The sequence below is a fragment of the Acetobacter fabarum genome, assembly GCF_011516925.1.
Classification (GTDB): Bacteria; Pseudomonadota; Alphaproteobacteria; order Acetobacterales; family Acetobacteraceae; genus Acetobacter; species Acetobacter fabarum.
In genome coordinates this window covers 78525-90936 of the sequence record NZ_WOTG01000003.1, presented here as the reverse complement: position 1 = coordinate 90936, position 12412 = coordinate 78525, and the positions used below count along the sequence as shown (strand labels likewise).

Annotated in this window: 11 protein-coding genes; 7 read left to right on the top strand and 4 right to left on the bottom strand. The window is 61.5% G+C overall.

The window, feature by feature from the left end:
- Window positions 1-78 precede the first annotated feature (78 nt).
- Together GOB83_RS06050 and GOB83_RS06045 are read right to left on the bottom strand one after the other, a co-directional pair.
- On the bottom strand, window positions 79-924 hold the full coding sequence (locus GOB83_RS06050) for a GNAT family N-acetyltransferase (RefSeq protein WP_086646305.1): 846 nt from the start codon (window positions 922-924) through the stop codon (window positions 79-81).
- Window positions 921-1415 carry a Fur family transcriptional regulator gene (locus GOB83_RS06045; RefSeq protein ID WP_086646304.1) on the bottom strand — a complete coding sequence of 165 codons (495 nt, stop codon included), beginning with the start codon at window positions 1413-1415 and terminating at the stop codon, window positions 921-923. Before GOB83_RS06045 ends, GOB83_RS06050 begins: the two co-directional genes overlap by 4 nt.
- Before the next feature lie 161 nt (window positions 1416-1576).
- Here GOB83_RS06045 and GOB83_RS06040 point away from each other — a divergent pair, with 161 nt between their 5' ends.
- On the top strand, window positions 1577-1861 hold the full coding sequence (locus GOB83_RS06040; protein WP_165925538.1) for a sulfurtransferase TusA family protein: 285 nt from the start codon (window positions 1577-1579) through the stop codon (window positions 1859-1861).
- 63 nt (window positions 1862-1924) lie between these two features.
- Here the strand turns inward: GOB83_RS06040 and rho are convergent, their stop codons facing one another.
- Together rho and GOB83_RS06030 are read right to left on the bottom strand one after the other, a co-directional pair.
- Window positions 1925-3226, bottom strand: a complete 1302-nt coding sequence (gene rho / locus GOB83_RS06035) for a transcription termination factor Rho (RefSeq protein WP_086646302.1) — start codon at window positions 3224-3226, stop codon at window positions 1925-1927.
- A 248-nt stretch (window positions 3227-3474) separates the two neighbouring features.
- Entirely contained in the window at window positions 3475-4623 is a 1149-nt protein-coding gene (locus GOB83_RS06030; RefSeq protein WP_086646403.1) for a magnesium transporter CorA family protein, read from the bottom strand.
- A gap of 267 nt (window positions 4624-4890) precedes the next feature.
- Between GOB83_RS06030 and trpB the strand changes: the two genes are divergently transcribed.
- The 6 genes from trpB (at window position 4891) to GOB83_RS06000 (ending at window position 12317) form a co-directional block, all read left to right on the top strand.
- Window positions 4891-6135: a tryptophan synthase subunit beta gene (trpB, locus tag GOB83_RS14915; RefSeq protein ID WP_095349628.1), complete on the top strand. Its 1245-nt coding sequence runs from the start codon at window positions 4891-4893 to the stop codon at window positions 6133-6135.
- Window positions 6132-6965, top strand: coding sequence for a tryptophan synthase subunit alpha (trpA, locus tag GOB83_RS06020; RefSeq protein WP_165925537.1), 834 nt, complete (start codon window positions 6132-6134; stop codon window positions 6963-6965). The genes trpB and trpA overlap by 4 nt, the downstream gene beginning before the upstream one ends.
- Window positions 6966-6978: 13 nt before the next feature.
- On the top strand, window positions 6979-8244 hold the full coding sequence (locus tag GOB83_RS06015) for a TIGR03862 family flavoprotein (RefSeq protein WP_373321581.1): 1266 nt from the start codon (window positions 6979-6981) through the stop codon (window positions 8242-8244).
- Window positions 8241-9722 carry an ATP-binding protein gene (locus tag GOB83_RS06010; RefSeq protein WP_086646298.1) on the top strand — a complete coding sequence of 494 codons (1482 nt, stop codon included), beginning with the start codon at window positions 8241-8243 and terminating at the stop codon, window positions 9720-9722. Before GOB83_RS06015 ends, GOB83_RS06010 begins: the two co-directional genes overlap by 4 nt.
- A gap of 51 nt (window positions 9723-9773) precedes the next feature.
- Window positions 9774-10958, top strand: coding sequence for an ATP phosphoribosyltransferase regulatory subunit (locus tag GOB83_RS06005; RefSeq protein WP_086646297.1), 1185 nt, complete (start codon window positions 9774-9776; stop codon window positions 10956-10958).
- Between the two features lie 69 nt (window positions 10959-11027).
- A complete protein-coding gene (locus tag GOB83_RS06000; protein WP_165925535.1) occupies window positions 11028-12317 on the top strand; it encodes an adenylosuccinate synthase in 1290 nt (429 codons plus the stop codon).
- The last annotated feature ends 95 nt before the right edge of the window (window positions 12318-12412 follow it).

Sequence of the window (12412 nt, the reverse complement as noted above, 5' to 3'; positions counted from 1 at the left end):
TCATGGCACAGGCGGGCTGCCCGCCGGCCTGATGAATCCGTTAAAGATCAGGATGACGGGCAACTTGCCGTAAGTGGCTTAGTCCAGCGCATCGCGCAGGCGGCGTTCGTAATGACGGTAATATTTATCCGCCAGCAGTTCGCTCTTTACTAGAATGGCCACATCGGTGGTGTTGAACTGCGGGTCAATAACCGCGCCGTCCCCCACGTAGCCACCAAGGCGCAGATACCCTTTGATAAGGGGCGGAAGCCCCACAAGGCAGCGGCGTACATTCAGCGTATGCGGGTCCGTGCGCAGCATTTCCACGCGGCGGTTTTCCAGCGCACGCACGCGCAGGGCAGGGGGAGCCAGATGGTTGTGGTACAGATAGGTCAGCTCATCTGCAATCTGGTCCGGGTCCGTGCAGGGCAGGCTGGCGCAGCCAAACAGCAGGTCTATGCGGTGCAGGAAGATGTAGGAGGCAATACCCCGCCACAAAAGCTGCATGGCCGCCCGGCCACGGTAGTTCTTGTCCACGCATGAACGCCCGACTTCCAGCAGGCGACCGGGAAATTCCTTGAGCGGGGTAATGTCGTATTCGTTGGAGGAATAGAAGCGCCCGATCTTCTGGGCGGCATCCCCCTGAACAAGGCGGTAGGTCCCCACAACACCGCGTGCATCCGAGGCAATGGCATTGTCAATGACCAGAAGATGGTCGGCAACGCTGTCAAACTCGTCAATATCACGCTTCAGGCGCAGGGTTTCCGGGCTGGGGTGAGCGCCCATTTCCTCATAAAAAACGCGGTAGCGCAGGGCTTGTGCAGCATCGCGTTCATCATCGGTTTCAGCAATGCGGACACTCAGGCTGCCACCATGCAGTTCGGGAAAGCGTGAGCGATCCAGATCAAGCGTAGAAAGCCCGCCTGTGGTTTGTGTGGAACTCATGTCTGCTCTCCCTTGCGGCGTGAGCGGGGCGTTGTTTTGCCCGCGGAAGCACTGGCTGCGGACTGGCGTTTTTTACCAAACAGCTCCAGCCGCATGGAGACAAACTCGAATCCAAGCCGGTCTGCCACCTTCATCATGAAGGCCTCATGTTCGGGGTCTTCAAACTCGATCACTTTCCCGTTATCCACGTCGATCAGGTGATAATGGTGCCGACCATGTTCCGTTGCTTCGTACCGAGCACGTCCGCCGCCAAAGTCCCGGCGTTCCAGAATGCCTTTTTCCTCAAGCAGGCGCACCGTGCGATACACGGTTGCCACCGAAATGCGGGAGTCCAGCACAGCCGCGCGGCGGTACAGTTCTTCCACATCCGGGTGGTCGTCTGCTTCGGAAAGAACACGGGCGATAACGCGCCGTTGTCCGGTCATTTTCAGGCCGTGTTCGATACACAGCTGCTCAATCCGTGATTCTGCCGCTTGTACCTTCAAGGTCACAAACCCTGCCTAATGTTATCATCTCTGCGTTCGTCATTCAGGTAGCCGAAGTCAGAGGTGTTTGTCCAATTTTACACGATCATACAGTTTTTTTATGGTGTGTATGCCTGCCTGTATGATGCTGGCGTGTCATTTTTTCCCTCTGAAGGAGGAAAATCCGCATGAATGAGACCCTGATCCCGGGACAGGACGAGCCTGCCAACACGGCGGTTCTGGATATTACGGGGGAAAAATGCCCCATGACCTTCGTGCGCACCCGGCTGGCGCTGGATGTTCTGCCCCCCGGTGGTCTGCTGGCGGTGCGGCTGATGGGGGAGGAACCACACCGTAATGTCAGCCGCTCCGCGCGAGCACTCGGGCACGTTGTTCTGGCAGACGCCCCCCAGCCGGATGGGAGTGTGGTGCTGACAATCCGCAAAAAAGAAGCCGCATCCGCTTCAGTCTGAAAAAAACAGACACTCAGCAGATGCGGCCCGCCTGATACCGCTGGGCTTGGCCCTGTGGCTGGCCTAGTTGTTCATGGCTTCAAAGAAGTCATTGTTGGTTTTGCTGTATTTCAGCTTGTCGAGCAGGAAGTCCATGGCATCCATGGTGCCCATGGGCGCCAGAATCCGGCGCAGCACCCACATTTTGGACAGGGTTGCCCGGTCAACCAGCAGTTCTTCCTTACGTGTGCCGCTCTTGGTGATGTCAATGGCGGGGAAGGTGCGCTTGTCGGCCAGCTTGCGGTCAAGGACAAGTTCGGAGTTACCCGTGCCCTTGAACTCTTCAAAGATCACTTCGTCCATGCGGCTGCCGGTATCAATCAGGGCGGTGGCGATAATGGTCAGGGAGCCACCTTCCTCAATATTACGGGCCGCACCAAAGAAGCGCTTGGGCCGCTGCAGGGCGTTGGCGTCCACACCACCGGTCAGTACCTTGCCCGATGAGGGCACAACCGTGTTGTAGGCGCGGGCCAGACGGGTAATGGAATCGAGCAGGATCACCACATCGCGCTTGTGTTCCACAAGGCGTTTGGCTTTTTCCAGCACCATTTCGGTTACCTGCACATGGCGGTGGGCGGGTTCGTCAAAGGTAGAGGCAATGACTTCGCCGCGCACGGAGCGGGCCATGTCGGTCACTTCCTCGGGCCGTTCGTCAATGAGCAGCACAATCAGGAACACTTCGGGGTGGTTGGCCGAAATGGAAGAGGCAATGCTCTGGAGCATGACCGTTTTGCCCGAGCGTGGGGGCGCTACGATCAGGGCGCGCTGGCCCATGCCAATGGGGGATACCAGATCGATCACCCGCGGGGTGAAGTCCTTCTGGGAGCCCTTTTTGTTGTTTTTGTCGCCCTTGGGTTCAGGGGCAGTGGCCTGACTTTCCACTTCCATCTGCAGGCGGCGCTCGGGGTAGAGCGGGGTCAGGTTGTCAAAGTTGATCCGGTGGCGGACGGCATCGGGGGACTCAAAATTGATCGTGTTGATCTTGAGCATGGAGAAGTAGCGTTCGCCATCACGCGGGGCGCGAATCTGCCCTTCAACCGTGTCACCCGTGCGCAGGCCAAAACGGCGGACCTGTGTGGGGGAGATGTAAATATCATCCGGGCCGGGAAGGTAGTTGGATTCGGGCGCACGCAGGTATCCAAACCCGTCATGCATGATCTCAAGCGTGCCCTCGCCATAAATGGCCTGATCATTATCCGCCAGCGTTTTGAGGATGGCGAACATCATGTCCTGCTTGCGCAGGGAGGACGCGTTTTCGATATTCAGGTCTTCAGCGCAGGCCAGAAGGTCGGCTGGGGACTTGGCCTTGAGTTCCGCAAGATGCATCTAATAAATGCCCTGACTGGCAAGAGAAGTTCAAAAGGGGAAGGTCCGGATCGTTCCATGCTACGGCAGAGCCGGTCGGGGAGACCGGAAGCAGGCATGCCTGATAAGGCAAGGCCGAGCCAGAAGGAACCTGACGGGAAGGAATACCGCTGGGCAGGTGAAGTCAGCCAGCGTCTGGGGCCGGATACTACTCGGGGTGGAATTGCGCGTCAACACAGGAATGGGGCGGGCGCACCAGCGGCCAGAGGCTACTTGATGCCGCCCAGCCAGCCTTTTTTCCAGAACCACAGCAGCGGCAGCACAATGGTGGTTGCCATGAGCCCGAGCGAGTACCAGTAGCCAAAAGACCAGTTCAGTTCCGGTATGTCTTTGAAGTTCATACCGTAAATGCCAGCGATCAGGGTGGGGGCAACCCCAATGAAGCTGACAACGGTCAGTACCTTCATCACCCCGTTCTGTTCGATGTTGATGAACCCAAGGGTGGCATCAAGCAGGAATTCAACCTTGTCCTGTGACTGGGAGACATACGCATCGAGCGAGGAGAGGTCGTGGCTGACCGATGTAATGCGCGCGCGCAGAATGCCCGACAGCGCATAGGCGGCCGTTGTTTTGCCGTCCTCCTCCGGTGCTGCCGTGGCAAGGGGTGTCGGGGGGGCAGTGCGGGGGGTGCACAGGGCAAACCCTGTGACCGGAATGGCAGAAGCGGTTTTACGGCTTTCCCCAAGGAACAGGGCAATGCGCTCCATGCCCAGCAGTGTGTCCCGCATGCGTGAGCACAGGTTCCCTGCCTCGCCAACCCGCTGGAGCAGGTTGCGCTGCCACACGGCCACGTTGCGGATGGGGGTCTGCTGCGTGCGGGCGCGAAAAATATCGTGTGAGAGTGTGTCCAGCAGGTTGCCCATGCTTTCCAGAATATCGGCCAGCCGGTCCACAATGGCTTCAATCAGGGCGACCAGTATCTCGCCCGAATGGAGTAAGGTGTCGTGCTGGGGCGGGATCTCGGTTGGCGGGGGCTGTGCGCTCTGGCGCTCCGGTGCGGTGTGTGGTGGAGGCATGGCGGAGGTCACGCAGTCCGCCACAAGCTGGGCTACGGTCTCGAACGCCAGATAGAACTGGAAGCGGATGGTAAAAAGCCGCTTTTCGGTCAGGATAAAACCCACCGGCATGGTCTGGAAATCCGACCCGCTTTTGCGCAGCAGGGGGGAAGACAGAAAAGCAGCACCGTTGCGCACACTGATACGTGATGAACTTTCGATCGCGCTCAGGTCTTCCAGGGAGGGAATGGGCTGGCCGCAGAGTTTTTCCGCCAGAGCCAGTTCCTGGGGGGTAGGGTTGAGAAGATCCAGCCAGACAGCATTTTTGGCATCGTCTTCCGTTTCAACGGCGCGAGCAGGCATACCGGGCCTGTGGGCCAGAAACATGCGATTCTCCCAGTTTGTGCCCTGTGGGCCTGTACAGCTGTATTTTCCGGTTCTGGCGGCAGCCAGCCGGAGCCCATGTATGCCCCAAGTATGACGCCTTTGTTGGGTTTATGGCAAGATGACCACGCGGGACCGTGCAATGCGGCGGCGCATCTGGTAAGCCATTTTGCCAGTTGAAAAGAACAAAACATGTGGCACCCCAGCAGGGCGCGCCATGGGGTTAAAGGAGCGGCAGAACGACTAATGGCGAACCCGATCGAACACGGCGGCGCAGCGGCGCAGAGCAATTCCTTCAGGCAGCAGCCTGATGAGCACGGTCATTTTGGTGGCCGGTACGGTGGCCGCTTTGTGGCCGAAACGCTCATGCCGCTTATTCTGGAACTGAATGAGGCGTACGAGGCCGCAAAGGCCGACCCCGCTTTTCATAAGGAACTGGTATATTACCAGACCGATTATATCGGTCGGCCCAGCCCGCTATGGTTCGCCCGCCGCATGACCGAAGCGTTTGGGGGGGCAAAAATCTACCTCAAGCGTGAAGAGCTCAATCATACCGGTTCGCACAAGCTCAATAACGTCATGGGGCAGATCCTGCTTGCCCGCCGCATGGGCCGCACCCGCATTGTGGCAGAAACCGGGGCCGGCCAGCACGGTGTGGCCACCGCAACCGTATGCGCTCTGTTTGGCATGAAATGCGTGATCTACATGGGTGCTACCGATGTGGAGCGGCAGAAGCCAAACGTGTTCCGCATGCGCCTGCTTGGGGCGGAGGTTGTGCCCGTAACCGCTGGGGCCGGTACGCTCAAGGACGCCATGAACGAAGCCATGCGGGACTGGGTGGCCAATGTGGCCGACACCTACATGCTGATCGGCACCGTGGCTGGCCCGCACCCGTACCCCGCCATGGTGCGTGATTTCCAGAGCGTGATCGGGGAGGAAACCAAAGCGCAGATGCAGGCCGCCGAAGGCCGTCTGCCCGATGTGGTGGTGGCCGCCATTGGGGGTGGCTCCAACGCCATGGGGATTTTTTACCCGTTCCTTGATGATGTGTCCGTGCGCCTGATTGGCGTGGAAGCCGCAGGCCACGGGCTGGATAGTGGCAAAACCGCTGCCTCCATCGAGCGTGGCCGCCCCGGTGTGCTGCACGGCAACCGCACCTACCTGCTGCAAAACGCGGATGGCCAGATTGACGAGGCCCATTCCATCAGCGCCGGGCTGGACTACCCCGGTGTCGGTCCCGAACATTCCTGGCTGAACGATATAGGGCGCGCGGAATACGTGGGTGCGACCGATACCGAGGCGCTGGAAGCCTTCCAGCTCTGCACAAAGCTGGAAGGGATTATTCCCGCGCTCGAATCGGCGCACGCCATTGCCTATGCGGCCAAGATTGCCCCCACCTTGTCCAAGGACACACTGCTGGTGGTGAACCTGTCCGGCCGGGGGGACAAGGACATCTTTACTGTTGCCGAACATCTGGGAGTCTCGCTGTGAGCCGTATTGCCGCCCGTTTTAAAGCCCTTGCTGCCCAAGGCCGTGGTGCGCTCATCCCCTATCTGGAGGCGTATGACCCAGACCGGGAGACTTCTCTGGAGCTGTTCCGTGCCATGCCAGCGGCTGGTGCCGACCTGATCGAAGTTGGCATGCCTTTTTCCGACCCGTCGGCCGATGGTCCGGTTATTCAGGCTGCCGCCCTGCGCGGGCTCAAGGCCGGTGCCACGCTGGTTGGCGTGCTGGATATGGTGGCCGAATTCCGTAAAGGGGATGATGAAACCCCGGTGATTCTGATGGGGTATGTCAACCCGGTTGAATCCTACGGTTACGAGCGCTTCTGCAAGGATGCCGCCGCCGCAGGGGTGGATGGGCTTATTCTGGTTGACCTCCCCCCCGAGGAAGGCGCGGTTATCGCCGCTCCCGCACAGGCTGCGGGGCTGGATATTATTCGTCTGGTTGCCCCCACCACGCCGGATGCCCGTCTGGAGTATGTGCTGGGGCATGCGTCGGGCTTTGTGTATTATGTGAGCATTGTGGGCATTACGGGTACCCGCTCGGCCAGTGCGCATGACCTTGCTGGCGCTATTCCCCGCATACGTGCCGCCACAGACCTGCCTATAGCCATTGGTTTTGGCGTTCGCACGCCCGAGCAGGCCGCGCAGGCTGCCAGCATTGCCGATGGGGCCGTTGTGGCCTCGGCCCTGCTGGCGACACTGGCGCAAACGCTGGATGAACAGGGGCGAGCCACATCCCAGACCCTGCCGCGTGTGCTGGAGCAGATCCGTGGTCTGGCACAGGCAGTCCGTGCTGCGGGCCAGCAGCCGGAATGACATGTGGCCGTGACTGCCCATGACCAATAAGCAGCGTATTGTTGTTGTGGGCGGTGGCCCGGCCGGGCTTGCCGCAGCCGAATACCTGGCCGACTGTGGGTTTGGTGTGCAGGTTATGGAGCGCATGCCAAGCCTTGGCCGCAAGTTTCTGATGGCTGGGCGGGGTGGGCTGAACATTGCCCATTCCGAAGCGCATGGGACGGTGCTGGAGCGCTATGGCCCAGCCAGCTCCTGGCTGCGGCCCGCGCTGGACGCGTGGACCATGCAGAACATCCGGGACTGGATGGCAGGGCTGGGGCAGGAGAGTTTTATTGGCTCCTCTGGCAGGGTCTTTCCCGTGGGGATGAAGGCATCCCCCCTGCTGCGGGCATGGCTTGCCCGCCTGAATGCCGCTGGCGTGACCTTCCAGACCCGTGCGGACTGGCTGGGGTGGGGGGCGCATGAACAGCTCATGTTTAACCTGCAACAGGCAGGGGAGGGAGCATCCCACAAGGCTGAACTGGCGGCAGATGCCGTAGTGCTGGCCCTTGGTGGGGCAAGCTGGCCACGGCTGGGCAGTTCCGGTGGCTGGGTACCCCTGCTGCAACAGCGTGGGGTGGATGTGGCCCCATTAGAGCCTGCCAATTGCGGGTTCTGCACCCCATGGTCCACCTTTTTTGCTGAGCGTTTTGCCGGCACCCCCCTAAAACCTGTAGCCCTGACATTTGAAGGCAGGCGTGTGCGGGGTGAAATTGTGCTGACCCGCACAGGCATGGAAGGGGGCGCGCTCTATGCGCTCTCCCGCACCGTGCGGCAGGCCATCACCGCGCAGGGGCAGGCAACCGTGCTGTGCGACCTGCGCCCCGACCTGAGCGAACAGGACCTGCTGGACAGGCTGCGCGCCACCCGAATGCGGGAGAGCCTGAGCAACCGCTTGCGCAAGGCCATAAAGCTGGCCCCCGCAGCCGTAGCACTGCTGCGGGAGGCGCAGGACGTGCTGCCAGCAGACCCGCGTGCCTTGGCAGCCCTGATCAAGGCCGTACCCGTTACTTTTTACGCGCCAGAGCCGCTGGCCCGCGCCATTTCCACCGCCGGAGGGATCACGCAGGCAGCGTGTGACGAATCTTTTATGCTCAGGGCGCTCCCCGGTGTGTTTGTTGCGGGCGAGATGCTGGACTGGGAGGCCCCGACCGGGGGCTACCTGCTCCATGCCTGCCTTGCCACCGGCCGTGCGGCGGCAAAGGGGGCAGAGGCATGGTTGCGCAAGGGTGGGGCAAGGCGGTATCCCCTCCAACCATGAACAGCATGATTACAATGGGGGAGGTGCCGGGGGGCGGTCCGGCACAGATGGACCTTGGCGAACTTCTGGCTACGCGTCTGCTGGTTCAGGGGAACTCCGGGTCGGGCAAGTCGCATCTTCTGCGGCGGTTGCTGGAGCAGTCTGCCCGTATGGTGCAGCAGGCCATTATTGACCCCGAAGGCGATTTTGTCAGTCTGGCTGAAAAATTCGGCCATCTGGTCATAGATGGTGCCGATCATTCAGAAATGGCCCTGCACGCCGCAGGGGAGCGCATGCGCATGCACCGCGCGTCCGTTGTGCTGAACCTGGAAGGGCTGGATGCAGACCAGCAGATGCGCTGGGCGGCGGCTTTTCTGGGCGGTATGTTCGAGGTGCCGCGCCAGCACTGGTACCCTGTGCTGGTGGTGGTGGACGAGGCCCAGCTGTTTGCACCCGCCGCAGCGGGCGAAGTATCGGATGAGGCCCGCCGGGCTTCCCTTGGCGCCATGACCAACCTGATGTGCCGTGGGCGCAAACGTGGCCTTGCCGGTATTATTGCAACGCAGCGTCTGGCCAAGCTGGCCAAGAACGTGGCGGCGGAAGCCTCCAACTTTCTGATGGGCCGCACGTTTCTGGATATTGACATGGCGCGTGCTGCCGACCTGCTGGGCATGGAGCGCAGGCAGGCCGAAGCGTTCCGGGACCTCGCACGTGGCACGTTTGTCGCCCTTGGTCCGGCCCTGAGCCGCAGGCCGCTTTCGGTCCGTATTGGCGCGGTGGAAACCGAAAGCCGCTCGGCCGGGCCGGTGCTTGCCCCCTTTGAGCCGCCAACCGCGCCGGTGCACGAGCTTATTCTGGCTCCCGTGCCGGTGCATGACCTGCCCGCCCGCCAGCGCAAGGCCCCCGCTCCTTCCGCCCCCGACCTGCTGACGCAGCTTGCTGCCCACGGGGAGGCACAGGCCAGTGTGCAGGCCGAGCAGGAGCAGGAGGAAGATACGGCGGAAACCCAGGCCGAGCGCGAAGCCCGCATGACCGCCATCCTGCGTGACATGATGGAGGATGAGGATTCGTCCTTCAGGCCCGTGCCCGTTCTGTATCAGGACTTTCTGGTGCGTTGCCGTATTGCCGGGCTGGGGCGCAATGCGCTGGACCTGCGGCGCTTCAACCGCGCGCTGGCCACAGCACGCAGCGGAGTGAGCGAAGATACCTCCTCCTCCACGCAGTGGCAGGAGGCCGAAAGCCGCGCATCATCCCTGCCGGAAGATTTGCAGGCGGTCTTTCTGTTCCTGGCCCGCGCGGCCATTGAGCGTACGCCATGCCCGTCCGACGCCCAGATTGCCAAGGTATATGGCACGGTTTCCACCGGGCGTGCCCGCCGCCTGCTGGCATGGCTGGAGGACCAGAATCTGCTCGTATTGCGGGCCGATGGTATGGGGCGGCGGGTGCTGACCTTTATAGGAACAGGGTGGGAAACACTGCCCGGTATGGCCGATAGCTGACCAGTCCGCCCGTTTTGTGGGCAAAAGGCGCAAAAGAACACGCCCGCGGGCATGACGGGCGGAGCGGGGAGTGCTATAGCCCGAGGCATGACGGACGACCCGCCCTTTAGCCCGGCCCTGCTGCCTGCTGGCTTTGTAGATCTGCTCACCCCCGATGCCCGAACGGAAGCGCGGGGTGTGGCCACTCTTATGGATGTGTTTGCCTCCCACGGCTACGACAGCGTCCGCCCGCCTCTTATGGAGTTTGAGGAGACCTACCTTGCTGGTGCAGGGGTGGCTCTGGCGGAGCAGTGCTTCCGGGTCATGGACCCTGATACGCGGCGCATGATGGTCCTGCGCCCAGACATTACCCCCCAGATCGCCCGTATGGCCGCGACTCGCGTTGCCGGGTCGCCGCGCCCGCTCCGTGTCTCTTACGCCGGGCCGTGTGTTGTGGTGGCCCCTGTGGCAGCGGAGGAAAGCAGCCGCCAGATCATGCAGACCGGCATAGAGCTGATCGGCCCGGATTCCCCCGAAGCAGATGCCGAGGTCATGTCCATCGGGGCAGAAGCGCTTATGCGCCTGGGTGTGAAGGATGTCTCCTTTGACCTGACCATGCCGCCCTTTATTCCCGCCCTGCTGGAAGAGGCCGGTGTGCCCGCCGCCCAGCGCCCGGCGCTTATGCGCGCGCTTGACCGCAAGGATGCCGCAGCCGTGGCCCAGCATGGGGGTGCATTGGCCGCCACGCTTATTGCCCTGCTGGATGCCACCGGGGCTGCCGAACATACTGTGGCGCAACTGGCAGAACTGACCCTGCCCCCCAAGGCCCGCATTGTTCTGGACCGGCTGATTGATACGGTTGCAGCCGTGCGCGAAATCTGCCCGGACCTGCGTATGACCGTGGACCCGGTGGAGTTCCGGGGCTGGAAGTACCATACCGGCGTATGCGTAACCCTGTTTGCCGTCGGCCGCTCGGAAGAGCTGGGGCGTGGCGGGCGTTATCTTTGCAATGATAACGAACCGGCCTGTGGGTTAACCCTGCGCCCCGATGTGCTGTTCCGCATGATCCCCCCCACACCAGCCCGCGCACGCGTGTATCTGGCAGCAGATGCCAGCAGGCAGGAAGCAGCAGCTTTGCGTTCGCAGGGATACGCCACGGTGCGGGGCTTTGCAGCCGGAGCACAGGCCGAGGCCGAGGCGCGGCATTTGGGCTGTGGCATCATTCTTTCAGGCACTCAGCGGGTGGATCTGGCCTGAGGGCTTGCCCTTGGGTGCGATTTTTTTCTTTTTGACCAGCAGGCAGTTTTTTTCAGGAGCAGACCGTCTATGTCCAACGTAACCGTGATCGGCGCCCAGTGGGGCGATGAAGGCAAAGGCAAAATTGTTGACTGGCTCGCCAGCCGGGCCGACGTGGTGGTGCGTTTTCAGGGTGGTCACAATGCCGGCCATACGCTGGTGGTTGGCAATCAGGTTTACAAGCTGTCGCTCCTGCCTTCAGGCGTTGTGAGCGGTAAGCTGGGCATTATCGGCAATGGCGTTGTGGTGGACCCGCAGGCTCTGCTGGCTGAAATTGCCCGCATTGGCGAACAGGGGCTGAAGGTTACGCCCGAAACCCTGAAAATTGCTGAAAACGTGCCCCTGATCCTGCCCGTGCATGGTGCGCTTGACCGTGCGCGTGAGGCAGCCCGTGGCGACCGCAAGATCGGCACCACAGGCCGTGGCATTGGCCCTGCGTATGAAGACAAGGTGGCCCGCCGAGCCATCCGCCTGTGCGATCTGGCCGAGCCTGAAACGCTGGACTGGAAGCTGGACGAACTGCTCCTGCACCACAACACCCTGTTGGCAGGCCTTGGTGCGGAGACCTTTTCCAAGGAAGACCTGCTTGCCTTCCTGAACGATGTTGCCCCCAAGGTGCTGCCCTACATGGCTGCAACATGGGACATTCTGGACGATGCCCGCCGCAATGGTCGCCGTATCCTGTTTGAAGGTGCGCAGGCCGTTATGCTGGACGTGGACCACGGGACGTACCCGTTTGTGACCAGTTCCAACACTGTTGCCTCCAATGCGGGCACGGGGGCTGGCATGGGGCCGTCTGCTGCGGGGTTTGTGCTGGGTATTGCTAAGGCATACTGCACCCGCGTGGGTGAGGGGCCGTTCCCGACCGAACTGCATGACGGCATTGGCCGCCGCCTTGGTGAGCGCGGGCATGAATTTGGTACGGTTACGGGGCGTCCGCGCCGCTGTGGCTGGTTCGATGCGGTTCTGGTCCGTCACGCTGTGCGGGTGGGTGGCATTAACGGGCTGGCCCTGACCAAGCTGGACGTGCTGGATGGTCTGGACGAGATCAACATCTGCGTCGGTTACGAGCTGGATGGCCAGAAGATAGAGCGCTTCCCGTCCGGTTCAGCCGCACAGCAGCGTGTGCGCCCGGTGTATGAGACGATTGAAGGCTGGAAAGAAACCACACAGGGTGCCCGCCGCTGGGCAGACCTGCCCGCGCAGGCCATCAAGTATGTCCGCCGTGTGGAAGAACTGGTGGGGGCACCTGTAACCCTGCTGTCCACCAGCCCGGACCGGGATGACACCATTCTGGTGCGTGACCCGTTTGAAGACTGATTTATGACGGCTTTATGACAAGCTCTTTAAAGCCCCGGCCTATGCGCCGGGGCTTTTTTGTTGGGGGGCTGCTGTTTTTAAGGGTGGGTCATAAA

Bases quoted from the DNA above. Each gene is read 5' to 3' on its own strand.
- GOB83_RS06050 (WP_086646305.1), bottom strand. From the start codon at position 924: ATGAGTTCCACACAAACCACAGGCGGGCTTTCTACGCTTGATCTGGAT.
- GOB83_RS06040 (WP_165925538.1), top strand. From the start codon at position 1,577: ATGAATGAGACCCTGATCCCGGGACAGGACGAGCCTGCCAACACGGCG.
- rho (WP_086646302.1), bottom strand. From the start codon at position 3,226: ATGCATCTTGCGGAACTCAAGGCCAAGTCCCCAGCCGACCTTCTGGCC.
- GOB83_RS06030 (WP_086646403.1), bottom strand. From the start codon at position 4,623: ATGCCTGCTCGCGCCGTTGAAACGGAAGACGATGCCAAAAATGCTGTC.
- trpB (WP_095349628.1), top strand. From the start codon at position 4,891: ATGGCGAACCCGATCGAACACGGCGGCGCAGCGGCGCAGAGCAATTCC.
- GOB83_RS06010 (WP_086646298.1), top strand. From the start codon at position 8,241: ATGAACAGCATGATTACAATGGGGGAGGTGCCGGGGGGCGGTCCGGCA.
- GOB83_RS06005 (WP_086646297.1), top strand. From the start codon at position 9,774: ATGACGGGCGGAGCGGGGAGTGCTATAGCCCGAGGCATGACGGACGAC.
- GOB83_RS06000 (WP_165925535.1), top strand. From the start codon at position 11,028: ATGTCCAACGTAACCGTGATCGGCGCCCAGTGGGGCGATGAAGGCAAA.